Below are 23112 nucleotides of genomic sequence, written 5' to 3' on the forward strand. Positions count from 1 at the left end.
GCGTCGGGCGTGAGTATTGTTCTCCCGAAACAAAATTTCAGGCGGTCGTTGTGGTGGTGACATGGTTCACATCACCTGTCCGCCTTCGGCTCGATGGACCAATGGCCCAGAGCTGTAGTCGATTCCAGACGACAGCGGTATCCGGTAAGGACCCGAAATGGCTAGCGAGAAGCTCACGCCCGAGTTGCTCCGGCACAAGGCAGTGGCTCGCGTGGCCGAGGTCGCGCGAACGATGGGTTCGCAATCGCCTCGGCTCGGCAGCGCCTTACACGCGGAGATCGCCGATTCCATCCCCGAGTTGCGTGGCGACGATGTCATCCTGGAATTGCTGCGGGCCAGCACCGAGAGCAATGTCGAGACGTTCATGCATGTGGCACAACACGACATCCCGATCGCAGAGGTACAGCCACCCTCCGCCGCGATCGAATACGCCCGCCGTCTCGCGCAGCGTGCGATCTCGGCGAATGCACTCCTTCGGGCCTACCGAATCGGGCAGAGCCGGGTGCTCGATCGGGTGGTCGGCGAGGTCGCACGCACCGAGCCGGATCGGGAGGTCGCCTTCGCCGCGTCCCAGCTCCTGCAGAGAATGTCGTTCGCCTATGTGGATCGAGTCGCCGAGCGGGTCGTCGCCGAGTACGAGTCCGAACGCGAACGGTGGCTCGCCAACCGCAACACTGTCCGCACCGCGATGCTGACCACGGTCCTGTCCGGACGCGAGTACGACCTCGGCACGGCCGAGTCTGCCCTTGGCTACCGGCTTCGACAGCATCACCTGGCGATCGTGGTATCGACGGCCGACGAGGACGGCATGCCGAGCGAGTTTCGGCGCCTCGAATCGCTCGTCGCCGGGATCGGCGAGTCGGTCGGCGCCGCGGGACCTGCCCTGTTCCTGCCCCAGGACAGAAGTTCGGCGTGGTGCTGGATTCCGTTGGGGCCAACGCTCGACGAGCATCGGCTCGATCGCGACGCCATCCGGAGCCTGACCGAAAGCACAGGTCTGCGCGTGTGGGTGGCAATCGGTCGTCCGTACGCCGCAGCGACCGGCTTCCGGACCAGCCATCAGGAGGCACAACGAGCCCACGTCGTCGCCTCGATCGCGGCCGATGCCCCCGTGACGACGTTCGACGAACCCGGCGTGCAGCTCTGTGCGATCCTGGCGCGCGATCTCGAGGCGACGAAGAGTCTCGTCGCCACCGCCCTCGGCGGACTGGCTGTCGACGGGGAGAACATGCGCCAGCTCCGGGAAACGCTGCTCGCCTTCCTCCAGGCCAAGAGCAGCTACGTCGCGGCGGCCGAGGTCGTGCATCTGCACAAGAACACGGTCAAATACCGTGTCGAGAAGGCCATCGCTGTCCGCGGTCGTTCCCTCGACGATGATCGCCTCAACCTCGAACTCGCACTGACGGCCTGCCGGTGGCTCGGGCCCGCGGTCCTGCCCGTGGCGAGCAGTCAGACACGAGCCTGACGGCGATCGCCCAGCTTGCGCATCACCGCGAGCAGCTTCAGACCGACGCCGGGAACGAGGTTGATCCCGCGCACGAGCACCCCCCGCCACCGGGGGACGACACGGAACACCTGACGACTGTCCATCAGCGCCATCGCTGCCCGGGCAACAGCGTCGGCATCGAGGGGCTTCGGTCCGGAGAACAGTAAGGCCGCACCAGGGTCTTTGGCGCGGGCGGTCACCATCGGGGTGCCGACCACATCCGGACACAAGGCACGTGCACGGATAGGCAACCCGGCATGGTCGAGGTCACCCTGCAGTGAGGTGGTGTAGGACAGCACGGCCGCCTTGGTCGCGGCATACAGTGCCAGACCCGGCACCGGGCCCAGCGCCGAGATGGACGCGACGTTGAGGATTACTCCGCCTGCCTCGCCCATCTGCGCGATCGCCGCCGCCGATCCCGCCATGACGCCACGAACATTGACCTCGAGGATGGTCGCGATCTCCTCGTCCGGGTGGTTCCACGCCTCGCCCGCGAAGAGCACACCGGCGTTGTTCACCCATACCTTCACCTGTCCCAGCGATGCCGCCTCCTCGACGACCCTGCCGTGCGAGGCGATTTCGCGGACGTCGTGCTGGAGTCCGACTGCGCCGTGCCCGATCTCGGCCGCGGCTCGCTGGGCGGCCGCACCGTCGATATCGGTGAGCACTACCCGGTGGCCCGATTCGGCGAGGCGCCGGGCAATGGCGAAACCGATACCGCGGCCTGCGCCGGTGACAACTGCTGTGGTGATCATCTTCGGACCCTAGAACGCACGCGACACGAAAAGCTCGTGCCCACATCACAAAATTGTGCTGCTCCGTTGTGCTGTTGATCGCGTAGCTCACGCCGCACTCCGAGGTCCAGGCCCTTCGGCTTGCTGCCTTTCCGGTCAACAGGGTACATTTCGGTGCACACCTGTTCACTGAAAAGCGGGTGGTGCCTGTTGCGAAACCTCGGCCTCCCGATTCGAGCGGATACCCAATGACAACCGAGATCACCTTCCTCAGCCGCGGCACACAGTGCGCGGCCTGGCATCTGCCCGCCCGTGTGGACGCGCTCGCCGGATCCGCCGGCCGACCAGCCGTTGTCATGGCCCACGGTTTCGCTTGCACGCGCGACACCGGGCTGCTCGGCTACGCTGAAGCCTTCGCCGATGCCGGTATCGACACCCTCCTGTTCGATTACCGCGGGTTCGGCGCCTCTGAGGGCACTCCCCGCCAGAATGTGTCGTTTCGACGGCAGCGCCAGGACTACCACGCTGCTATCGCCGCGGCCCGGCAATTACCGGGTGTAGATCCCGACCGCGTCATCGTCTGGGGAACGTCGTATTCGGGCGGGCATGTTCTCGCCGTCGCGGCACAGGATCCACGGATCGCCGCGGTCATCTCGATGACGCCCGCGACTGATGGTCTGGTGACCTTGGCCCACGCCGCGCGGCGCGGTGGGATCGGTCATCTGGCAAGAGCGATCTCCCACCTCGGGCTCGACGTCGTGCGGGCACTGGCCCGAAGGGCACCGCATCACGTACCGGTCTTCGGGTTGGCGGGTTCGTCGGCGATGATCATCACGACCGCGGAATCGATCGACGCCATCACCTCGATCGCAGGACCCACCTGGCGCAACGAGGTCTGTGCCCGAACCGCTCTCGAAATCGGGCTGAACCGGCCGACCACCTTCGCCGGTCGCGTGTCCTGCCCGGTCCTTTTCCAGGTCGGGAGCATCGACAGCATCGCGCCACCCGCTGCGGCGCGACGGTCGGCGCAGAAGGTGGAATCGGGAGTTCAGTTGCTCGAGTACCCGATCGATCACTTCGACGTCTACGAAGGCCCGTGGCAAAAGCAGGCGGTCGGCGATCAGCTGCGGTTTCTGTCCGAGATTCTCGCACCACAGCCCGTGTCCGATCACGACCAGCCGTCATCCGCAATCGGTTGATACTCGCGACCTGACGAGGCGATGTGGGGTGGGGCCTACGTCGGCCGCCGAAGGCAGGCGATGCCTGGTAGAGACGGAGTGAATATTAGGCAGTGCCGGTTTCGTGGGCGTGGGCTACGAGAGCGGACTGTAAATACCACACCCCGTCGACGTGGGTGGGGTCCATGCCGGTGGCTTGAGCGACCCGCTGTAGCCGGTAGTCCAGCGTGTTCGGGTGAATGTGAAGGGCGCGTGCGGCGGGTTGGCGGCTTCGGCCGTGGTGGAGGTAGGTAGCCAACGTCTTGACCAGTTCGGGCTGATCGTGCAGAGGATTTATAATCGATGCCAATTGCCGCCGTCCAGGACCGGGGCGGGTGAGCTGATACTCCATCACCAGATCCCGCATTCGATACAGATCCGGGGGCCGGTGAAGCGCTTCTGCAAGATCGAGCAGTTCGTGGGCTTCCGTTGCAGCCTTGGGAATCTGCCGGATCGAGGCGTGAACGAGCGCGGCGCGCAACGGCCTTCCGACCGCGGCTTGCAGGCGATCGAAGAGCTGATCCACGTCGGGACCATCGGTGGTGTCATCGGGGACCAACACTGTCCCGCCGGCCTCGCTCAACTTCATCAGCGGCGAACCTCCGACGCAGGCGGCCAGCTCTGTACGTAGTCGCTGCAGCCAACGTCGAGTTTCGAGCTTGCTGGGGTCGCCACCGCCGGGATGTTGGTCAGCGGCGGCCAGCGCGAGTACGGCGTAGGACTCGCTGATCGTGAATCCGCTGCTACGTACCCATGCTGGGGTCGGCGACCCAGCCATCAGGGCCGAGCCCAACGCTTCGGCGGCGTCGGCGATCCCGCTCGCTTCGGCACGAAAAACTGCAGGTAGGTGCTGGTGAAGCTGGTCGTCACCCGTTCCAGGACCTCGGCGACGCGTTGCCCGGCAACCGTCATCGTTCTGCTGTCGGCGCTGGTTGCGCGTCGCGCCAGCTGGTCCAGAACGAAACGGGAACCTGCGTGCGTGGCTTGTTGCACAGTCTCGAGCGCCACGCCTTCGGCGGCCCAATCGCCGATCCGGGCAGTGAGCGGTGCTGGTGTATCGCCGAGCGGTTTACCTTGTAAGGCGGCGGCAATGAGATCCAAGCAGTCCTGCACCACTTCGTCGGCTTCCCGCCACCGTACCCCACACGGCATCGCCATTTCCGGCGTAGCGAAACGGCCGCCCAACTGTGTCAGCAAACGCTGGGAAAGTGTGCGATCTTGACGCAGGCGCACTGCCGCCGATACCCCGCCGATCCGAAGCTCCTCCGTGTATTGACTGCTCGTCAGCATCAATTACAACCTCCAGTGGCAGGCGAATCGCCGTCCCTCATTCGTCCAGGAGTTCTGTACGCACCTGCTCGGGCCGGTCCTGGATCAGCCCTCGCCTGCTCAACTGCAACACTTGTTTCGTACTCTGGCCGACCTGCGTCCACCGGTATGCCAGGTCGCCGACGAACACCTCGTCCGGGCCATGGATGACGGGCCACTCGGAAACTCGGATCGGTGAGAAATTCGGCGGATGCGGTGGGATTCGCCCGAATGCCCACCGGACCCGACTGCACTCGCCCTGACCTCTGTCCACATTTTCACAGTGCGTGCGCGAAGCACTGGCAGCTCGACAAGACTGTGCGCAGTGTCTGGTCTTGGGCATCGCCGGTGGTGGCATGTTCGAACGCCATCACGATGGCCATTTCCTCGATGATCGGTTCGGTCAGAGCGATCTCGGACAACGTGTCGGGGCTGACACCTCTGAGCTCGCACCAGTCGATCAGCGCTCCGAGACCGGCGATCGAGGCGAGGAACTTGCGTTGCGGGCCGATCCGCCAAGCGGCGCTGAGCTCGGCCAAAATCGATGGGCGCCCCGGTGGCGGGGTGATCATTTGCCGACAGCGGTCGATCAATCTCTTCAAATACGCCGGGAAATCAGGCGGTGACAGCAGCTCGATCGACAACTCGAAGGGCAGTTGTTCGTGTTCGCCGAACACCGCCCCCAACAGGGAGGCCGAGCTGATCTCGACCACTATCACAGGGTGCTCGGCAGCGAGTTGTCCCAGTGTGTAACACAGTGACCGACCTGCGGCGTCCGCGGAAAACTCTCCGTCGGAGACAGTGCGTTCCTCGAGGAACACTCGACGGACCGAGGACTGTCCATCGAGAAAGCTTCGAGTGGTGGTCGCCAAGTCCAGATAGCACTGATCCGGGTCGCCGACCACGATCGGCACATCCCATTGCTGGGCAAGGGCTTTCGCGCGCTCCGCCGTTCCGGTGCCGGTTGCCCCGACCACAGCATGGACCCGGGATCTCGGGATTGCGCTGATCGACATCGAGTCGCTCACTCTTCCTGGCGCGGGTCTGAGATTTGCAGTGTGCTCCGGCGCCACCGCCCTGGTGGCGAAGTAGTCCACGATCGCGCTCCCCGAATGCGGGTTGCGCTGATTGTTGTCGACGGTGGAACTCACTGGGAGCCTCCTGTCGCCGAACCGGCATCCTCGACGATCATCGCGGCGGCTTTTTCCGCGATCATGATGGTGGGAGCGTTGGTGTTGCCGCGAGTGATACTCGGCATCACCGAGGCATCGACCACGCGCAAACCCTCGAGACCGAAAACCTTCAGCCGTGCGTCGACGACCGAGCCGATCGCACACGAGGACGTCGGATGGTAGAGCGTCTGGGCGGTCCGTCGCGCGAAGGCGAGCAGATCGGCGTCGGAATCACTGTCGGGGACAACGAAATTGCTGGAGATGACCTCGCGCAGTGCCGGTCGGCCGGTGATGTCGAGGGCGATCCGCAATCCGGCCAGTAGCCCGGCGCGGTCTTCGTCGGTGCTGAGGTAGTTGTGCAGGATTCGGGGGGCGGTATCAGGCGCGGAAGTCCGCAACGTCACCTGGCCGCGGCTGGTCGGTTTCACCGCGCACGCCCCCAGTGCGAAACCGTGCGCGAGGGGAGCCCCGAGGCCTTCGTCGTAGAACAGCACCGGCGCCTGATGGAACTGCACGTCGGGTCCCGGCAGCCCCGGATCGGTTCGGACGAACCCGCCCGCCTCTCCCACATTGGAGGCCAACGGTCCGCGCCCCTGGCTTTGCAGCAGTTCCAGATTCTGCGGTGACAGTGCGGTCATCAGTGATTCGTGCTCGGTGAGGTAGTTCAGCATCACCATCAGGTGATCCTGCAGCCCTTCACCGACCGGCAGATCGACGAGCACGGGAATCTGGAACAGGGGCAGTTGATCGGCCGGGCCGACCCCGGACAACAGCAACAGCTGTGGTGAGCCGTAGGCCCCGGCGCAGAGCACCACTTCCCGGTCGGCGCGGATCGTTTCGACGGTGTTGCCGCGGCTGATCTGCACACCGACCGCGCAGGTGCCTTCGAAGATCACCTTGTGCGCCAACGCCTCGGTGAAGACCGTCAGGTTCGTTCGCTCGCCGACCGGGTGCAGGTAGGCCACCGCGGTACTGCAGCGCATTCCGTTGCGCTGGGTCAGTTGGTAGCGGCCGACACCGAGTTGGGTGGTGCCGTTGAAATCGTCGTTGCGCTGATAGCCCGCCTGTTCGGCCGCAGCCAGGAACGCCTCGCCGAGCGGATTGAGCGAGCGGCCGTCGGAGACGGTCAGTGGCCCTCCGACACCGTGGTAGGCGTCTTTGCCGCGCTCGTTGTCCTCGGCTGCCTGGAAGTAGGGGAGGACGTCGTGATAGCTCCACCCGTCGGCGCCGTCGGCGGCCCACTGGTCGTAGTCGCTGCTATGGCCGCGGATGTAGATCATCGCGTTCATCGAGCTCGAGCCACCGAGCATCTTGCCGCGCGGCAGGTACGCCCGCCGCCCGCCCAGTCCCGGTTCGGGTTCGGTGTCGAGGTCCCAGTCCCACCGGCTCTTGAACAACGACCCGAACGCCACCGGGATATGGATCTCATCGGCGGTGTCGGCGGGCCCGGCTTCGATCAACGCCACGCTGACAGCGGGATCTTCCGAAAGTCTGGCGGCCAGGACCGCCCCGGCCGACCCGCCTCCGACGATGACGTAGTCGTACATGTCGATCTCCATCCGTCCGCGCCAGCCAGTGAGCCCTGGCTCACAATGGACACGATCGTGCCGCACGACCCACCGTCGCGACCATGGGCGAGGGGTGCCTTATACGGGCAGCATGGTTGTGCTCGTGCACAGTCGAATTGTCAGCGCGGCAGCGGGTTGCGGCCTATCCTCGGGCCGTGACGGTTGTGGGTACTCAGTCCTCGGACCTGTCGAGTGTGCTCGCGCAGCGCGTGCTGAAGCGTCTCGACGACCTGACTGCTGAGTTGGTCGACGCCATCCGCGTGGGCGATCACGCCTACGCGGAGACGACACTGTTGGCTCAGGAGCAACTGACCCTGGTCGTGCGTGACAATCTCGCCTCGATACTCGAGCAGCTGTCCGGCGCCGGGAGCAACGATTTCAGCGCTCCCGCTACCGCCGGCGCGGTGAAAGCCGAACACGGGGTGCCTTTGGCGGCACTGTTGCACGCCTACCGCCTCTGTGGTCGTCTGATCTGGGCGCATCTGCTCGAAGAGGTCGGCGCGGAGTCCAGGGAATCGTTGCCGCAGGTGGCCTCGGAGGTGTGGCGGATCATCGACGAGTACTCCAGCGCCGCCGCCGAGTCCTACGGGCGATACGTCGCCGACCGCGCCCGCAGAGACGGAGAACACCGACGATTGATGCTGCGTTCGCTGTTGAGCGGTGATGGCGAGGAAGCTGCGCTCTGGGAGACCGCGCGCGCCCTGCAATTGCCGGTGACGGGCACTTTTGTCGTGGTCAACGCTGAGGCGTCCGCTGATGTCGAACGTCCGCTCGACGGTATCGAAAAACGACTCCAGTCAAAACATGTGCAGTCGTTGTGGCTGACCGAGCTCGACGCCCAGATCGGTTTGCTCAGCTTCACCGCACCCGGTTCGCGCTGCTGGTTGCCCGAGCTTCTGGGTGAGGTGGCTGTGGGACGCATCGGAGTGAGTCGCCCGTTCACCGACCCGACCCACGCCTGCACCGGTTCGCGCGAGGCGCAACTGGCTCGGCGGTGCGCCGACCCGGGCACGAACTCGGTGCACAGCTACGGTTGCGCCGCGATCCCGTTGCTGCTGGTGCAAGCTCCGCAGCCCGGGCGCGAACTCGCAGAACACGTTCTGGGCCCGATCCTCGACCTGCCCGAACCCAACGAGCGGCGCACACTGCTCGATACCCTCGCCATGTGGTTCGACTGCCATGGTTCGAGCACTCAGGTCGCGAGCCGATTGCACTACCACCGCAACACCATTCACCACAGGCTGCGCCGGATCCAGGAACTGACCGGGCGCAGCTGCGCCGATCCGGCACAGGCGAGCGAGCTGTATATGGCCGTCCGTGCCGTCACACTTCTCGGCATGGACCGCGTCACTGAGGGGAGATGAGGCACATGCTCGAACACGAACAGTTCGTCGCCAACTTCATCGATTTCTGGAGCAATCCGTCCACTGACCGGATACCCGAGATTCTGCATCCCGACGTTGTGCTGATGCAGCCGTTGACCGCACCGATGCATGGCATCGACGCGGCCCGCGAAGAGTTCCGGGGGATCTGGCGACTGCTGCCGGATCTGCACGCACAGGTCGACCGCTGGCGTGGTGACTCGGAGGTGTTGTTCATCGAGTTCCGGCTCCGAGCCAGGGTCGGCCGTGGACTCATCGAATGGCCGAACGTCGACCGCTTTGTCCTGCGTGATGGCAAAGCCATCGTTCGGACGAACTACTTCGACCCGCTTCCGGTTTTCGGCGAGGTCCTCAAGCACCCATCCCTGTGGTGGCGATGGTGGGGTTCAGGTGCGGCCCGGCCCTGGCAGACCGGACACAAGATCGCTGACTACCGGTCAACCATTATCACCACAGACGCCTAGTTCGGAAACTCATGCTTCCAGGCTGTGCCCGCCGACGTGGTATCCGCATTGCGAATCCTTACGCACCCGAGCCGAGTTCGCAGCACACCATCGGCTCGATCGGGTACCCGAGGCCGATATCAGCGTGGTCGGGGGCTGTACGGATTCACCGCGGACAGCTCGAGGGGGAGTTCAGGCCGCGAGCGCGAGTTGGTCGTCGGTGGTCTGGGCACGCAGATCAGCCAGCAGTCGGGTGAGTTTGCGAGACACACTCATCTGCGAGACACCGAGGCGTTGCGCGATCTCGCCCTGGGTGAGGGTGTCGTAGAACCGCCAGATCAGCAGTTGCTGATCCTCCGACGACAACTGCGCCAGCAAGGGCGCGACGGTGATCGTGTCCTCGGCCAGTTGGAAGCGGGGGTCTTCGTCGCCGAAGGTGTCGGCGATGGTCATGCTGGGATCGCCGTCGGTGTCGCGTGCGGGGGTGTCGAGGCTGCGCGTCTGGAACGCGTTGGCCGCCACCAGGGTACGGGCGATATCGGTGACCGCAACATCGAGTTCGGTCGCGAGTTCTTGGGCGGTGGGCGAGCGATGGAGTCGACGGCTCAACTCGTCGGTCGCCACCCTGACCTTGCCCTGTAGTTCCTTTTCGCGGCGCGGGACGTGCACCGGCCAGATGTGGTCGCGGAAGTGTCTGCGCACTTCACCCATGACGGTGGGGACCGCGAAACCCAGGAACGGTGATCCGGTGCTCACGTCGTAGCGGTCGACCGCCATGACCACGCCGACCCGCGCGGTCTGGAGCAGATCGTCGAACATTTCACCGCGGCCGACATATTTGCGAGCGATGTGCTCGGCCAGCGGCAGGCAGATTTCGATGATCTGCTCGCGCAGAGCAGCGTGCTCGGGGCTGCGCGGGTCGGTCAGTGCCAGGTGCACGAACAAGGGTTCGGCGTGTTCGTAGGTGGGCAGGGCGGCGGTGGTGGACATGCGGTTCAGCTCCTGGCGTTCGTAGTGCTCAACGGTGTGGAGGTGACTTAAAGGCCGTTGAGGCCCAGCATTTTGGAGGACATCGTCATCGCCGCACCCAGGCTGCCGGCGCCGAAGAAGGCGACGGTCGACGACCCGGTCAAGGCGGCCAGACCCAACAGAAAGAACACGCAGGTCGCCAACACGATGGTGGTGCTGGTCAGATCCACGCTCGGTGCACTCGGTGCCCGATTCCGTGTGTTGGTCATGAGCGCAGGGTTCACCGTCGAGCAGACGAATAAACCGGAACCGGTCAACGATGTTGATATGGCGACAATTTCGGACTTCGGGATTGAAACACCCGCCCCGTGGGTACTGATGTCGCCTTCCGTCAGTCCGACCCGGCGGCGTTGGCGGAATGGATACGCAGGAACCCGGCACCGGTCATTACGACCGACTCGTCGTCGGTCTCGCGGACAAGGATCAGTCGACCCTCCGGACACGACACGGTTCGACCGCAAGTCCTGCCGGTGTAGGTATTCGGGCTAGCGCGGTGAGATTGGTGCCGTTGTCGGGCGCCTGCCCCTGGTGGTCGGTTGCGTCGATCCGGACGGGGAGCAACCCGGGGAGAATAGGCAGTCGCTCCCAGAACCTGCCCTGGCGGTGCGGGTCTGGTTGCCGGTGTAGGGCTGGAGCCCAGTGGACCTGATCGCGGCATGCTCAGGTAGCTCGCTTGGCCTGGGCGCTTGGTTGGTCGGCCATAATCGTGGGGATGGTTGGGGCGGGAAGAACATTGAGGAGGGGCACGGTGGCGCAGTCGGCTGCGGTGTTGATGATCGATATGCAGAACGCCTACCTGCGCGAGGACGTCCGATCCGCGCTCGGTTGGCCGCCGATCTGGCGGCTGAACGAAACGATCAAGGCCTGCGCTGAGTTGCTGGGCGCGGCCCGCGAGGTGGGTTGGCCGGTGATCTATTCGCGGCAGATGCTGAGCCAGGCGATCAACCTGCGCGCGGAGCGGCACCGACGTTCACGTCCCGCTGTGCCGGTGCTGTCGGCTGTGGAGCAGCAGTGGCGCGGCGAGATCATCGACGCTGTCGCTCCGCAGGAGACAGACGTGGTGCTGGCCAAGACCCGTCCGAACTTCTTCGCCTACACCGAGTTGGCGTTGGTGTTGAAAGGTCTGGGTATCGAGCGGGTATTGGTGGCTGGCCTGCAAACCAACGTGTGTGTGGAAGCCACCGCTCGGGCAGCGCTCGAGCAGAACTTCGAGGTGGCTGTGGCGGCGGATGCGGTCAGCACCGACGGGCCCGCACTGCATTACGCGTCACTGAACTCGATGCGGGTGATGTATGTCGAGGTCGACGCCTGGCGTGAACTGCTGGCACCAGATGCGGCATGGGACAAGGCATTCACCACACCGAACTACGGGCGTGACACCGGCTACTGGTCCGAACCCACCGCCTGAATCGACTACCACTACTTGTGCCTGACCTGGGTTCAGGTCCTATACAGACGCTGCGTCATAGGCGGCAATGACTTCTGCGGAGACTCTTCCCCGGTTGGACACGGCGAGACCGTTTTCGCCTGCCCAGGTGCGGATGGCGGCGATGTCGTCGCGACGAGTGGACGCACCCGTGGCATCAGTCGCGGACGGTCGCCGACCGGCGGTCTTCACGCGACCGATCCGGCGGGCGTGAGGCAGCCACTGGTCGAAGGTTTCGCGCAACTTGGCCGCGTTCGCCCCGGACAGGTCGATTTCGAAAGCGGCGCCATCGATTTCGAAGTTGACGGTGTCCTCGGCGACCGAGGTGCCGTCGAAATCGTCGATAAGGGTGACAACAACCTTGCGCGCCATCGCTATGAGTCCTGTTCGTCTGTGTCCGGAAGTGCCTGTTTGCGATGGTAATTGCTGGCCGGTGCGGAACGAAATTATCGGCGTCGGTCCGCGAACTCGGGCTGCATGACTTCCTGGCTTGGCCACTCGCTGGTGAAGCGAAGTGGCGTCTCTGGTCGACACGGTTTGGATCGTCCTCGGCCGCTTCGGCAGCCGGGGTGCTCCATCAGGAAGCGTGGGAACGCACGGAAGCGGCGGTGCTGCCGAACAGTCACTGCCCGCGCCCGTTCTCGGAATCAACGTTGAGGAGGTGCACGGAACACCTCAACGGGGTAGGTAGCGGGTGCCGTCGATGGCGGTGTCTTCGGTGACGGCACAAGCGATCCCGGTCGGTTTCGAAGGCGAGAAGCTCGGTGTCGCGAAACCGTTCGTAGTCCTGGGATCGTCCTCGGTCCACTCCTGGTCCGGCATCTGCTGATGATCTGTTTGCCCCACTGTGCACCGGCATAGCGAACACCTCTATCCGGCGTGATTTTGGAAAATCATTCTGCTGACGCGCACATCGGCACATTGGCGGCAAATATGTTGATGAGGCAATGAAAAGCAAATGACGCAAACGTCGGTACCGCAATTTGCCTTACCGAAAAGTCTTGTTTGGCAAGGACTTCCAGAGTTCAAATGGTGTCACGAGTTTGTCTTGAACTGCCGGAAGATGAGCTCCTCAGACCCCTCCGGGCGGAGCCCGATCGGCCGACATAACCAAACAAGAGCCCGCTGATCCTCCCCAGCGACTCGCCCGGAGGGCCCACCAACACCTGACTCCTGACCTACGAAGAGCTGACACCACACCGTGCGGGAAGACATCGACCACGACGCTGACGAGCCAATCACCAAATTGACTGTCCTGCAATCAGTTACAGTAACCGTGTCGTCCGGTAGTCTGGGTCTGAAGGCTAATGGGCTTCGGTCGCGGCGGGGTCGGTGGTTCATTGACCTGAACTCGTCGACGCAGGTCACGCACCAGCCGGCCGGCGGGCGGTCGCAAAAGCTCGATCACGCGCGCCATCTTGGCTCGAAGTCAGGATCGTGGCTGGCCTTCCACATATAGCGGCCTGCCACTCCCACCCGCCTGCAGGATCTAACGGACGGCCTCGCGGCTGACTTCCGCAAACTTGTTGACCCGCAACACTTCCGTCAATTTCGACAGACTCCGTGTCGACAACAGCCACCCCAGATCACGGGGCAGTACCGGGCGATCCAACAGATCCGATCACGCGTCGTCTGATCGACCTTCACCGATCTGTCCCCGCTCTATATTGGGTCCGGCGCCCCGAACCCGCGGGCATTGAATCCGTGGATCATCTGCCTCGCATGCGATTCCGAAACCTGCATCGCGATGAACCCGACCGGCTGATGCTGCGCCGAGGCCACTACCTCCACGGCCCGCCGCATCCGAACCGGAATGTCGCTACACCGCGCGATCTGCTCAAGCTGCCACCCTTTCCGGGGCACCGCTCTTACGAACACTTCCGGCTTGCGAGCCAACGGCATCACCTCCAACTGCAGCACCACCGCTCATCCTCGATGATCAACCCGCCACAGCATCCGATGTCGAGATCCGTTCGGTAGTTCGTTCCATCCTCGCCGACCTGAGCGACCGTGAAGTCATCGTGTTGTTTCATGCACTGCGAACCGTGGCGCCCGAACCGCGGCAGTCCCTCGCTGGGTCGAGTCAGGATGGTCCGGTGTGAGTCGCTACCTCTACGTCAGAGGTCTTTTCGTGTGCAGGCGAGAGGGGATGGGGTTCGCCGGTCAGGGCAGCAACGGCTGCTGCGACTTCTTCGATGGATGCGCGTACGTAGGTGAGGGTGGTGCTGTCTTGGCCGCTGGGTTCGGCGTGTGCGGCGAAGGCGCGGGCGGTGGCGTAGCTGAAGTTGCGTTCGACCCATGTGAGTGTTGTGTGTCGGAGCCAGTGGGTAGTGATCTGTTGGGTGGCGACCCAGGGGAGGTGTCGTCCGATTCGGTTCCAGAGGTGGTCGTAGCGGCGTCGGGTGATCGGGCGGCCGTGCCGGTACCGCAGGAGCTGCTGCGCTGGATCAGGGCTGCGCCCTCGGTGTTCGAGCATGCTGGTCATCAGGGTGGGAGAGATCGGTTGCCAGTGGACCGTTCCGCCTTTGCCGAACAGCCGGATTAGGCATTGTTCGGGATCGAGGTCTTCGCCGCGAAGTCGTAGAGCGCTACCAGTCCGGCAGGCTGTTTCGAGGTGTATCCGCAGCATGAGAGTGTCGAGACTGGTGTCGTTTCCGGTGGTAGAGGCGATGTGATTGATCTCGGCGAGTTGGCGGTTCCCGAGGGCGCGGCGCGTACTCGGGAGGCGTGTCGGCATATCCATGTCTGCGGATGGGTTGTTGGCAGCTGATATGTAGCCGTCGCGTTTGGCGTAACGGTATAGACAGCGGATCGCGCTGACCATGTGCTCGGCGGCAGAGCGTCCCCCTCGGCTGTTACGTCGCACCACGGCATTTCGTCGCGTGACCTCGATAAGTTGTTGGAGCTCGAGCGCGGTCGGTTCGTCCAGCGTCCGGTCGGGCCAGTACGCCTCGAGCCGGCGCCAGTAAGGCAGGTAGACCTTGCGCGCGCCAGGCGGCACTGCCTCGACAAGGCGGGGTATGTACTCCGCGAAGGTCGGTGCCCTGGTCGGCCTCAATGATGATTCGATCAGATCGTCCGGGCGAATGTTGAGGCGTTCCAGGAGGAGTCGAGCGACCTCGAAATCAGGGTTGCTCATGTGGTGCCGATCGACGAGTTCAGTACTGGTAGAAGGACTGCCAGAGCGATCTGTGGGGGAATGATCGCTACAATCCCTTCGGATGGCAAGGCTACGAGGACGATGTGGTCGCCTGCGGTGATGCCAGCGGCGTGTCGAATTTCGGCAGGTAGCCGTATCTGCCCGAGCGGACCAATCGTGTGGTGGCTCGTAGAGGACCGGGCGCATCGCATGCTGATGATCTGGCGATGGACCGCATACGTAATCGGCTGGCCTGTTGGCCATTTCATCGCCTTGAAGATCCGCTGGGCGGGCAGGCGTGCCCGATCGTTGATGCTCGATACACTGATCGTTGGTTGTGACTGCGAGGTGCTTCGTAACCGGCTTGCTGTTGCGGGTAGCGGCAGACCTACATGATGACGCTGACTTGGCATGGACGCTACTTTCCTGTCCAGCCTGCTGATCCTCCCATTCCATTGAAGCGCATCATCGGGCTCGCGCCAAGTATTGGCGACTGAAACTTCGCGTTTCGTAGATCCGCTCCCCTTGCGCAGACTCAGGGGCCAGATTGGTTATGCCGGAAAGTGGGCACCCGTCCCTTGTCACCGGAAACTGCATCGGAATGTCTTGAGCCGTCGTGGAATAGCGTGAATAGCCGAATGGCGCCGATGCGGCCAAGTTGCACTATGGCACTGACCTGGGGTTTTGGACCGGCGAAGGCCTCGGAGGTTCAAGTCCTCCTAGGTCCACTTTATTTTCCCTGATCAGACGTACTTTCTGTACACTGGATCTCGCTGCCGGTCACCTTTTGTAACCGGAGCCGCTTTTCAGACGTCTCGCGTCGACACATCGACGACTGGAGATCTCTGATGCTCACTCCCCGCCCACGTCCGCGCAAAGACGGCACGGTCAACTGGCAGGTGCCCTACCACTACTACGACACCGACGGCGTCCGTCGCAGCACCGCCGAGAGCTTCGGTGAGGACTACGCCGAAGCGGAACGGTGGTGCGAGTACGAGGCCCGCTACGGCCTGGATCACGCCCTGACGATCCTCGACGCCAAGCGTGGCAGCGGCACAAGCCCCGTGCGCCTGGCCGACTGGCTCACCGACCACGCCGACCGGCTGCTCAAGATCCGCAGCATCTCCCCGCCGGTACACCGCAGCTACCTGCGCTACGTCCGCAACGACATCATCACCTTCTACGGCGAGGACGCCGCGATCGACGTCGTCACCCAGGACACCGACGCCGCCTGGATTGTGTTCCTGGAGCAGGACAAGGGCAACGCGCCCAAGACAATCAAGAACAAGCACGGATTCCTGTCCAGCGGCCTGCGCGCGGCAGTCGAACAGCGCCCCGGACCACTACTGCCGTTCAATCCGTGTGCTGGTGTCCGACTGCCGACCGATCACGGCAGCGAAAAGGACATCTTCGACAACCACGAGTGGGAGCTGTTCGAGGAACTGATCATCGCCCGTTGGCGTCCACAGGCCGAGTTCGGACTCGTCTCGATGGCGCGACCGTCGGAGGTCGGCGCACTGCTCGTGCGCGACGTGCATCCCGTCACAGGTGCGGTACGCATCAACAAGGCATGGAAAGACGCTGGCTCGCGGCTGACACTGGGCACCCCGAAAACCGAGCGCAGCACCCGGACCGTCAACATCCCGGTGGAAACCCTGGCCCGGTTGGACTTGGCCCGCGATGGTGACGAATATCTCTTCCACACCAGGGACATGGGTCCGATCAGGGCGGCGCACTTCCACGAGAAGGCATGGCAACCCGCTATGCGGCGCCTGGACGCCCTTGCTCGCGCCGCCGCCGCCTTCGACCGCGGCGAGGATATTGTCGCCCGCGGCCACCTGAGTCCGTTCACCCGCAAGGCGCAATGGCGAGGTGCCGACCCCGAGGCGTTGATCGCCCAGTTCCGAACCGCGCTGAAAACGCTGCGCATCAAGCGCCTGACGCCCTACACGCTGCGCCACACCGGCATCTCCTGGAAGCTCCAGGACGGGGTGCCGATCTTCGTGGTATCTCGCGATGCCGGACACGACTCGGTCACCGTGACCGACCGCGTCTACGGCCACAACGATCGCCGCGCCAGCGAATCCGCCGCGCAGGTCATCGCCCACCGGCTGCCCCGGGTTCGCGCGAACATGCTCGCCGTCACCGCCTGACCAGCGACTCGCCAATCACCACCTGCCCGATCGAGATCCATTCCATTGCATTCCACTCGATACGGAATGCAATGGAATGGATTGGAACGGAATCCGCGATGCTCCAAGCCGTCACCCTCCACCCTGATGCCGGATCCGGCCGCTGCCAGTTCCCCGGCTGCGCCGCGCCGGTCCCCGCCCGACCCAAGGGCCAACGCGGCGCCCCGCGCAGCTACTGCGACAACGCAGATCACACCGCTCAGAAAGCTCTCCGGCTCAGACTCAAAGACGCCGACCGCGCCGCTCGGCTGACATCCCCGCCGAACGAGTCGAAACCGGTTACCGAGGGCATCGCAACGCTGGCGGCGCTGGTGGACCGGTATGAGCAACTACGCACCGAGTTGGCCGCTGTCGCCGACGACGCCGCCGACGTTCTTGCCGACCTCACAGATCCCTCAGCCATCGAACGCGAGGTGAACGAAGTTCGCCGCGATGCCGAAGTGCGAATAGCCGCCGCCGAACAAGCCCGTGACGACGCCGAGAAGGCATGCGCGGCGATGAAGCTACGCCACGACCGCGCCGTCGAACTCGAAACCCTGGCTATCGATGCCGCCGAGGAACCCGCGCACAAGCCGAAGCAGCACAAGCACGGCTCGGCGAGGTGGAGCAACAGGCAAACGAGCGCATCGCCGAAGCCGAAGCGGACCGCGACCGGATCTACGAAGAGGCTGAGACCGTGCTCACGGAAATGCGCGGCCACGTCGACACCGCCCGTGCACACCGAACGCGAGCCGAAGCCGAACGCGACACCGCACGCGAGCAGCACCAAGCGATCGCCACGGAGAACCGCCGCCTGCGCGCAGACCTCGACCGTGACCGCACCGATTACCGCGCACAGATCGAACGGCGTGACACTGAGCACGCGAAAGCACTGGCCGCAGCGCACGCCAAGGCCGACCAGGCCGCTCGTGAACATCGAGATCAACTGACCGAAGTCCTGAATCGTCACCTCGAGTCACTCGGACCCAACCCCGAGCATCGCAGCGAACCTGTCCGCGACAGCAAACCGAAGTAGAAAGTCCCCTCCGCGAGTTCGCCGTCCGGCGCTGGTGTGGCACCAGCGAGGCGTGGGGCCGCAACGGTGACAAACTTCCCATCCCATGGCGGGTTGATCGCGTAGGAGGGGATCTGAGGGGCAGGGCGGCGTATCTGGATATACACCGCGGTCTTCCCTACGCCGCAATGCATCGCGTTCTAGAGGTGATAGACCGATTCTCGGATACGGGATGAGATAGTCGGCTTGTCCGGGCCATCGGGAGCAAGCAAGACCACACTGGAATTACGACGAGGGTGGGCTGCGCGTGCACCAGGCGGACCGGTCCGCCTGGCGGCATCCTGTTCGCGGGCGGGCTCCGCGACGCGACCGCGTACCCGACCCAGAAAGCCAGCGGTGAGCGGAGTGCCAAAATGCGGCATGGCACAGACTCCACTCGGGGCACCTACCGTGGTTGTCGTCAGCGGGCGACCCGGCAGCGGCAAGACCACCCTCGCTCACGCTCTCGCAGATAAGATCGGCGTGCCAGCGATCATCCGCGACGAGATCAAACAGGGCATGGTTCTAGCCGGGCGCGGCGACTCGGGCGTCGGCTACGACGACCTCAATGTCGCGACGCTGCATGCGTTCTTCGGCGTCATCACCACCCTGGTCCAGGCCGGGGTCAGCGTAGTTGCCGAAGCTGCCTTCCAACACAAGCTCTGGCATCCGAACCTGTTGCCCTTGGCCGCTATCGCCGAGATCCGCATCGTTCATGCCAGCGCGCCGACTGCGGTGATCCACGACCGCATCACGCACCGCGCCGACACCAACCGACACCGACAAGCCCACAACGACAGCGCCCTGCTCGACAACATCAGCGCCGGCACCCATTCCCTCGACGATTTCGTGCCGATCAAGCTCGACGTGCCGACTCTGACCGTGGACACCACCGACGGCTACCGACCTGGGCTCGAGTCGATCGCTCAGTTCGTCGTGGAGCCGCTCGCTGGCGACGCCCGCGAGCACGCCATAGGCGGGTGATTCGTTTCGACCAATCGGACAGCTAGATGCCAGGCTTCGGCTGACGTAGTCCCATGCGACGCTGCCGTCGATGGATTGCCGCTGGCGCGATCTCGTCCAATACCCGGCGAAGGCGCTGGATTTCGTTGTGCTGAACGGCAACCCGCGACACCGCGCTGCCCTTTAAGGGCGGCCGAACTGGTGATTGCCGGGAGCGAATGCGGGCCGTGCTGTGATGTGTGTGGATGCCCGAATGATCAGTGCGTCGGTTTCCACCACAACAACATCGGCGCGATTGCCGGTGCCAGACCACGTTGCTCGCCGATCCTGACTGGTAGGGATGAGAGGAAAGCCCCCGGTCGCTGGCGGGTCAGGGAAACGCCACTTCCGCGGATACCTCTACCCGGCACCCGAACTGGACTGACCGCCTATACCAGTCCGGGACCCCGAATCGGTCTGGCATGACGTGCGACTTGACCAGAACGCCGAGTCAGTACGGCTCGTCGCCTCGGAAGACGAGCGGTGGGGGAGGGCTCTCGGCATCCTCGAGCATGTCCCGCATCCGGTTCAGCACTGCGCCCGAGGATTCGCCGGGGGAGAAACCGACGTGCGGCATCGCGAGGATATCGAGCACGGTGCGTACTTCTTGCAAGCTCGGTGGGTCGACCATGTCGGCGACCAAGGCACGGTGCAGGTTTCAGCGGTGATGTCGGTGTCCGGTTCGATCTGATCGATCACCAACGCCACGATCGCGGCCTGCTCGGTCGGGATCGGATCACCATCATCGGGGACCACGGCCATCAGCGTAGTGGGGCACACCGTATTCCTGACCGGCATATCGGTCAGGAATACGGTGTGAGATTCGGTGCGAGGACACGGTGACTGCGTCAGTCCGCTATGTTGGCGCCGGTCCTTTCCATGCGGCTGGCCTAGTAGGTGTAGTGCCTCCACAGATGGGTCTGTCGTTCCGGTCGACGTCGGAATCTTCGATCCGGAGTCCGTACGCGGTCGGACAGTCGAGGACAGGGTTGTTGGAAGTCGTCCGAAATGCCGGGAGCCCCAACCGGTCCGCACGCGTCTAACCGAGCATGACGCCCGAATTGCGCGACGCGCTCGTCGACGCTGGCCACGACCCCGCCGATCCCGCTGTGCTGCAACGCCTTGCCGACGTCGACCGCGGTCTTGCCATCCTCCGCAAACGCTGGCATGACGCCCAACCTCCCAATCCCGCCCATCCCGTAGAATGACGGAGCCAACCAAACAGCTACGAAAAGCCAATGCGCGGCCGATTACCCAATGACGAATGCCCCGAACTCGTTCGAGTTCGGGGCATTCTGATTCAACGGTGTCCTTGAGCCAGATAGCGTATCCAGGAGGCGGATGCCGTGGCTGACCCCACCATCGAACAACTGTCCGAATCAGTCATCACCGTCGGCACCGGCTGGGGACTGGAGATATCCAGCGGCCCTGACGGCCGTTTGCGGATCGTCCGCCGCGGCGGCGAACTCCTGAATCCTCCGGTGGAATTCGCCGTCACCGACAGCAAGTTGCGGGCCTACTATCGACATATCGCCGAAGAAGCCGAGCGCGGTGTGGCTCCGGAACCGGCATGGGAGTGGTGGATGACGTTGATGTCGACTCACCTCGCCGAAGCACTGCACGACCTCGACCGTGCCGCGAGGCCCTGCGTCATAACCGTCGGCGACACCGGATTCAGCGCCACCCCGATCGACTCCGCGCAGTGAGATTCGGGTTGGAATCGATGTCGGCGACCGGTACACGTCGCGCCGACTTGTACCGACCCCAGACGCTGGACAGTCGCGGTTGGGCTTCGAGGCGCGGTCCGGTGCCTCGCTGAGCGACGTTTCTGGCCGTTCGATGAGATGGTGCTGCGGCCAAGTCGAGGACGCCCGACCGAAACTACTCACATGTAAGTCAGCGGGTAGATCTCCCATCGACCAGGGCTTATGCGACGTGTGGATGGCTTTTCGTGAAGTTGTGCACTACTTGTGCACAAGCGAAATACCTTTTATCCCCACGCTATCCACAGCTCTATACACAGCAGGTTATGTCGCCCTGTCTGTTCCAGCAGGCCCAGAGCCCGGCACTCGACCACGCTGGTGTGAGGGTTCTACCGGTCGAGCCGATACATGAGTACGTCCAACGTCGGCGCATCGGGCCAATCGGGAGTTAAGTTCGAATCGTTGATCCGCCACCGGAGTTCGCCCCGGTGACCCCGGCGGTGACGGCGCAGACCGGCCTGACCCGGGAGCAAGTCGATCAGGCTCCAAGCCCGGCCGAAGCGCTGGGCGAACTGGATCGGGGATTCACCGCCGATACCCCGTATCTGCTTGTGAGCCACCACGCCCCACCGAGGCCAACCTCATCTACAACCAGCGCACCCACTGCCCGGCACTGGCTCGCATCGACCTGCTCGACACGGCCTTGAGGATCGGGAAGCAAGGCCGTCGGACAGCGCGGTGTTGCGTGACGAGGGTGTCCGGTCAGCCGAATCGCAGTTGGGGTACATCGAACAGGTCGGGATTGCGGTGACGGGTCATGGTTGGTGAGCTGACTTCGATGATCATCAGCTCGGTGAGGAATTGGACGGTCGCGGCGAGTAGGTGACTGGTATAGCCGGTGGCCGCTTGCTGTTTGAGCCCGACCGCGACATGGATGTGCGGCGAGACAGTGTCGGTGTCGGGGTCGTAGGCCAGGGTGCCCCCGCCGAAGGCTTCGACGTTGGTGAGTTGGACTTTCGACCAGACGGGCGCCGCTGGGTTGTCGAGTCGATCGCAGGTGCCGACGATGTCGACCTCGCTGAACCCGGCGATGAACGAGGGAATGAAGCCCTGACGGAGCCCGTGGTCGCGGCAGAATGTGGCCAGGGTATCGAAGAAGTCTTCTCCGTGGTCGAAGACGAGCCCGAAGCTGCGTCCGAGAGTGAGCTCGTGGCTCCGCATCTATCCCTCCTCGCTGGAAGTTGCTGCCCACGGCCATGATTCATCATCGTGGTATCCGCCCGCGACGCCGAACGCTCGACCGATAGTTGCGTGGTCGGCGTCGGCGGCGACCAAGGCGTGCAGCAGGATTCGGGCCTTGTACGGGTCGAGGTGCCCAGCGCTGATCATTCCGCGGTCAAGAAGGTCGCGTTCGGAGCCAGGGAAACCGTAGGTCGAGTGCAGTACCGAGCCGGACCCGGTTCGTGAGGCGAGTACGACCGGCACGGTCGCCGCCAGCGACTGTAGTGCGGCGACGAGGTCGGCAGGGACGTGTCCGGCGCCGAATCCGGCGATGACCAGCCCGTCGATGATGTCGCTGGTGAGCATCCGCAACATGGTGTCGTCCTCACCCAGGGCGATGGTCAGGATCGGTATGCGTGTGTTGCCGCGGGGGCGTGCCGGGATGATGAGTCGGTGCGCCAGCCGGTTGACCAGGCGCGGTGTGCCCTCGACGAGGTAGCCCAGTGGGCCGCCATGTGGTGATTGAAAAGTGGCCAGGCTCGTGGTGTGGGATTTTCGGACTCGACGCGCAGCGTGGATTTCGTCGGCGAAGACGACCAGGCAGCCTTGATCGCGGGTCCGCGGGTGCGCGGCGGTCTGGATCGCGGCGAGCAGGTTCGCGGGCCCGTCGGCTCCGGCCAGGCTCGGGTTGCGCATAGCGCCGGTCACCACGACCGGTGTGGGCAGGGTGTGCAGTAGATCGAGCAGGTAGGCGGTTTCCTCGATCGTGTCCGTGCCCTGGGTGACCACCACGCCGTCCGGGCTTGTCGCGGTGACGTGGTCGGCGATGGCCTCGGCTAGCGCGGCGATGTCGGCGAGGGTCAGGCTCGCGCCGGGCACCTGTCGGAAATTCACCACGTCGACCTCGATGCCTGTCTCGAGCAGGCCCGGCACGGCGGCAACCAGATCCTCGGCCGAAAGGGTGGGCGCGACGCCGCCGGCAGTGGTCGATGTCATGGCGATGGTGCCGCCGAGACCGAAAACGATCACGCGGCGTCGGTTTTCGGGTTCGGTCACC

At 64.1% G+C, this 23112-nt stretch carries 25 protein-coding genes; 10 read left to right on the forward strand and 15 right to left on the reverse strand.

Annotation, left to right across the window (positions count from 1 at the left end; all coding sequences use genetic code 11):
- The first annotated feature begins 157 nt into the window (after positions 1-157).
- Entirely contained in the window at positions 158-1465 is a 1308-nt protein-coding gene (locus ACLJPD_RS22340; protein ID WP_410874634.1) for a PucR family transcriptional regulator, read from the forward strand.
- Here ACLJPD_RS22340 and ACLJPD_RS22345 read toward each other — a convergent pair.
- Complete coding sequence (locus tag ACLJPD_RS22345; RefSeq protein ID WP_410874635.1) at positions 1450-2241, reverse strand: SDR family oxidoreductase; 792 nt, start codon at positions 2239-2241, stop codon at positions 1450-1452. The genes ACLJPD_RS22340 and ACLJPD_RS22345 overlap by 16 nt on opposite strands.
- A gap of 227 nt (positions 2242-2468) precedes the next feature.
- Here ACLJPD_RS22345 and ACLJPD_RS22350 point away from each other — a divergent pair, with 227 nt between their 5' ends.
- Positions 2469-3419 (forward strand): alpha/beta hydrolase, encoded by a 951-nt coding sequence (locus tag ACLJPD_RS22350; RefSeq protein WP_410874636.1) that lies wholly within the window; start codon positions 2469-2471, stop codon positions 3417-3419.
- A gap of 85 nt (positions 3420-3504) precedes the next feature.
- Here ACLJPD_RS22350 and ACLJPD_RS22355 read toward each other — a convergent pair whose 3' ends face one another.
- From ACLJPD_RS22355 to ACLJPD_RS22370, 4 genes are all read right to left on the reverse strand, one after another.
- Complete coding sequence (locus ACLJPD_RS22355) at positions 3505-4215, reverse strand: PucR family transcriptional regulator (RefSeq protein WP_410874637.1); 711 nt, start codon at positions 4213-4215, stop codon at positions 3505-3507.
- The gene (locus ACLJPD_RS22360; protein WP_410874638.1) at positions 4215-4727 is read right to left on the reverse strand and encodes a hypothetical protein; all 513 of its coding nucleotides are present in this window, start codon (positions 4725-4727) and stop codon (positions 4215-4217) included. Before ACLJPD_RS22360 ends, ACLJPD_RS22355 begins: the two co-directional genes overlap by 1 nt.
- A 296-nt stretch (positions 4728-5023) precedes the next feature.
- The gene (locus ACLJPD_RS22365) at positions 5024-5896 is read right to left on the reverse strand and encodes an isopentenyl transferase family protein (RefSeq protein ID WP_410874639.1); all 873 of its coding nucleotides are present in this window, start codon (positions 5894-5896) and stop codon (positions 5024-5026) included.
- Entirely contained in the window at positions 5893-7476 is a 1584-nt protein-coding gene (locus ACLJPD_RS22370; protein ID WP_410874640.1) for a GMC family oxidoreductase, read from the reverse strand. The genes ACLJPD_RS22365 and ACLJPD_RS22370 overlap by 4 nt, the downstream gene beginning before the upstream one ends.
- Before the next feature lie 71 nt (positions 7477-7547).
- On the opposite strand from ACLJPD_RS22370, the gene ACLJPD_RS22375 reads away from it, so the two are divergent.
- Positions 7548-8849, forward strand: coding sequence for a PucR family transcriptional regulator (locus ACLJPD_RS22375; RefSeq protein WP_410874641.1), 1302 nt, complete (start codon positions 7548-7550; stop codon positions 8847-8849).
- Positions 8850-8854: 5 nt separating this feature from the next.
- Complete coding sequence (locus ACLJPD_RS22380) at positions 8855-9331, forward strand: nuclear transport factor 2 family protein (RefSeq protein ID WP_410874642.1); 477 nt, start codon at positions 8855-8857, stop codon at positions 9329-9331.
- Between the two features lie 171 nt (positions 9332-9502).
- Here the strand turns inward: ACLJPD_RS22380 and ACLJPD_RS22385 are convergent, their stop codons facing one another.
- Together ACLJPD_RS22385 and ACLJPD_RS22390 are read right to left on the reverse strand one after the other, a co-directional pair.
- Positions 9503-10300 carry a SigB/SigF/SigG family RNA polymerase sigma factor gene (locus tag ACLJPD_RS22385; protein WP_410874643.1) on the reverse strand — a complete coding sequence of 266 codons (798 nt, stop codon included), beginning with the start codon at positions 10298-10300 and terminating at the stop codon, positions 9503-9505.
- 47 nt (positions 10301-10347) lie between these two features.
- Complete coding sequence (locus ACLJPD_RS22390; RefSeq protein WP_410874644.1) at positions 10348-10548, reverse strand: hypothetical protein; 201 nt, start codon at positions 10546-10548, stop codon at positions 10348-10350.
- 539 nt (positions 10549-11087) lie between these two features.
- Between ACLJPD_RS22390 and ACLJPD_RS22395 the strand changes: the two genes are divergently transcribed.
- Positions 11088-11747, forward strand: coding sequence for a cysteine hydrolase family protein (locus ACLJPD_RS22395; protein ID WP_410874645.1), 660 nt, complete (start codon positions 11088-11090; stop codon positions 11745-11747).
- A gap of 39 nt (positions 11748-11786) precedes the next feature.
- Here the strand turns inward: ACLJPD_RS22395 and ACLJPD_RS22400 are convergent, their stop codons facing one another.
- From ACLJPD_RS22400 to ACLJPD_RS22420, 5 genes are all read right to left on the reverse strand, one after another.
- Positions 11787-12137, reverse strand: a complete 351-nt coding sequence (locus ACLJPD_RS22400) for a histone-like nucleoid-structuring protein Lsr2 (protein ID WP_410874646.1) — start codon at positions 12135-12137, stop codon at positions 11787-11789.
- A gap of 303 nt (positions 12138-12440) precedes the next feature.
- Positions 12441-12587 carry a hypothetical protein gene (locus ACLJPD_RS22405; RefSeq protein WP_410874647.1) on the reverse strand — a complete coding sequence of 49 codons (147 nt, stop codon included), beginning with the start codon at positions 12585-12587 and terminating at the stop codon, positions 12441-12443.
- A gap of 840 nt (positions 12588-13427) precedes the next feature.
- Positions 13428-13688, reverse strand: a complete 261-nt coding sequence (locus ACLJPD_RS22410; protein WP_410874648.1) for a hypothetical protein — start codon at positions 13686-13688, stop codon at positions 13428-13430.
- 160 nt (positions 13689-13848) lie between these two features.
- Complete coding sequence (locus ACLJPD_RS22415) at positions 13849-14904, reverse strand: tyrosine-type recombinase/integrase (protein WP_410874649.1); 1056 nt, start codon at positions 14902-14904, stop codon at positions 13849-13851.
- Positions 14901-15317, reverse strand: a complete 417-nt coding sequence (locus ACLJPD_RS22420) for an AbrB/MazE/SpoVT family DNA-binding domain-containing protein (protein WP_410874650.1) — start codon at positions 15315-15317, stop codon at positions 14901-14903. Before ACLJPD_RS22420 ends, ACLJPD_RS22415 begins: the two co-directional genes overlap by 4 nt.
- Positions 15318-15752: 435 nt before the next feature.
- Between ACLJPD_RS22420 and ACLJPD_RS22425 the strand changes: the two genes are divergently transcribed.
- The 3 genes from ACLJPD_RS22425 to ACLJPD_RS22435 all read left to right on the forward strand — a co-directional run bounded on the left by ACLJPD_RS22425 (position 15753) and on the right by ACLJPD_RS22435 (position 19113).
- Positions 15753-17057, forward strand: coding sequence for a tyrosine-type recombinase/integrase (locus ACLJPD_RS22425; RefSeq protein ID WP_410874651.1), 1305 nt, complete (start codon positions 15753-15755; stop codon positions 17055-17057).
- 640 nt (positions 17058-17697) lie between these two features.
- Positions 17698-18111 carry a hypothetical protein gene (locus ACLJPD_RS22430; RefSeq protein ID WP_410874652.1) on the forward strand — a complete coding sequence of 138 codons (414 nt, stop codon included), beginning with the start codon at positions 17698-17700 and terminating at the stop codon, positions 18109-18111.
- A 429-nt stretch (positions 18112-18540) separates the two neighbouring features.
- Positions 18541-19113: an AAA family ATPase gene (locus tag ACLJPD_RS22435; RefSeq protein WP_410874653.1), complete on the forward strand. Its 573-nt coding sequence runs from the start codon at positions 18541-18543 to the stop codon at positions 19111-19113.
- Positions 19114-19582: 469 nt separating this feature from the next.
- Here the strand turns inward: ACLJPD_RS22435 and ACLJPD_RS22440 are convergent, their stop codons facing one another.
- Positions 19583-19762: a hypothetical protein gene (locus ACLJPD_RS22440; protein ID WP_410874654.1), complete on the reverse strand. Its 180-nt coding sequence runs from the start codon at positions 19760-19762 to the stop codon at positions 19583-19585.
- Between the two features lie 418 nt (positions 19763-20180).
- Here ACLJPD_RS22440 and ACLJPD_RS22445 point away from each other — a divergent pair, with 418 nt between their 5' ends.
- Positions 20181-20339 carry a hypothetical protein gene (locus ACLJPD_RS22445; protein ID WP_410874655.1) on the forward strand — a complete coding sequence of 53 codons (159 nt, stop codon included), beginning with the start codon at positions 20181-20183 and terminating at the stop codon, positions 20337-20339.
- A gap of 138 nt (positions 20340-20477) precedes the next feature.
- On the forward strand, positions 20478-20837 hold the full coding sequence (locus tag ACLJPD_RS22450; RefSeq protein WP_410874656.1) for a hypothetical protein: 360 nt from the start codon (positions 20478-20480) through the stop codon (positions 20835-20837).
- 759 nt (positions 20838-21596) lie between these two features.
- Here the strand turns inward: ACLJPD_RS22450 and ACLJPD_RS22455 are convergent.
- Both ACLJPD_RS22455 and ACLJPD_RS22460 read right to left on the reverse strand, forming a co-directional pair.
- The gene (locus ACLJPD_RS22455) at positions 21597-22055 is read right to left on the reverse strand and encodes a PPC domain-containing DNA-binding protein (protein ID WP_410874657.1); all 459 of its coding nucleotides are present in this window, start codon (positions 22053-22055) and stop codon (positions 21597-21599) included.
- Positions 22056-23111, reverse strand: coding sequence for an asparaginase (locus ACLJPD_RS22460; RefSeq protein WP_410874658.1), 1056 nt, complete (start codon positions 23109-23111; stop codon positions 22056-22058).
- Position 23112 lies beyond the last annotated feature (1 nt).

Origin of the sequence: Nocardia sp. A7, from assembly GCF_046549215.1 — a bacterium.
Classification (GTDB): Bacteria; Actinomycetota; Actinomycetes; order Mycobacteriales; family Mycobacteriaceae; genus Nocardia.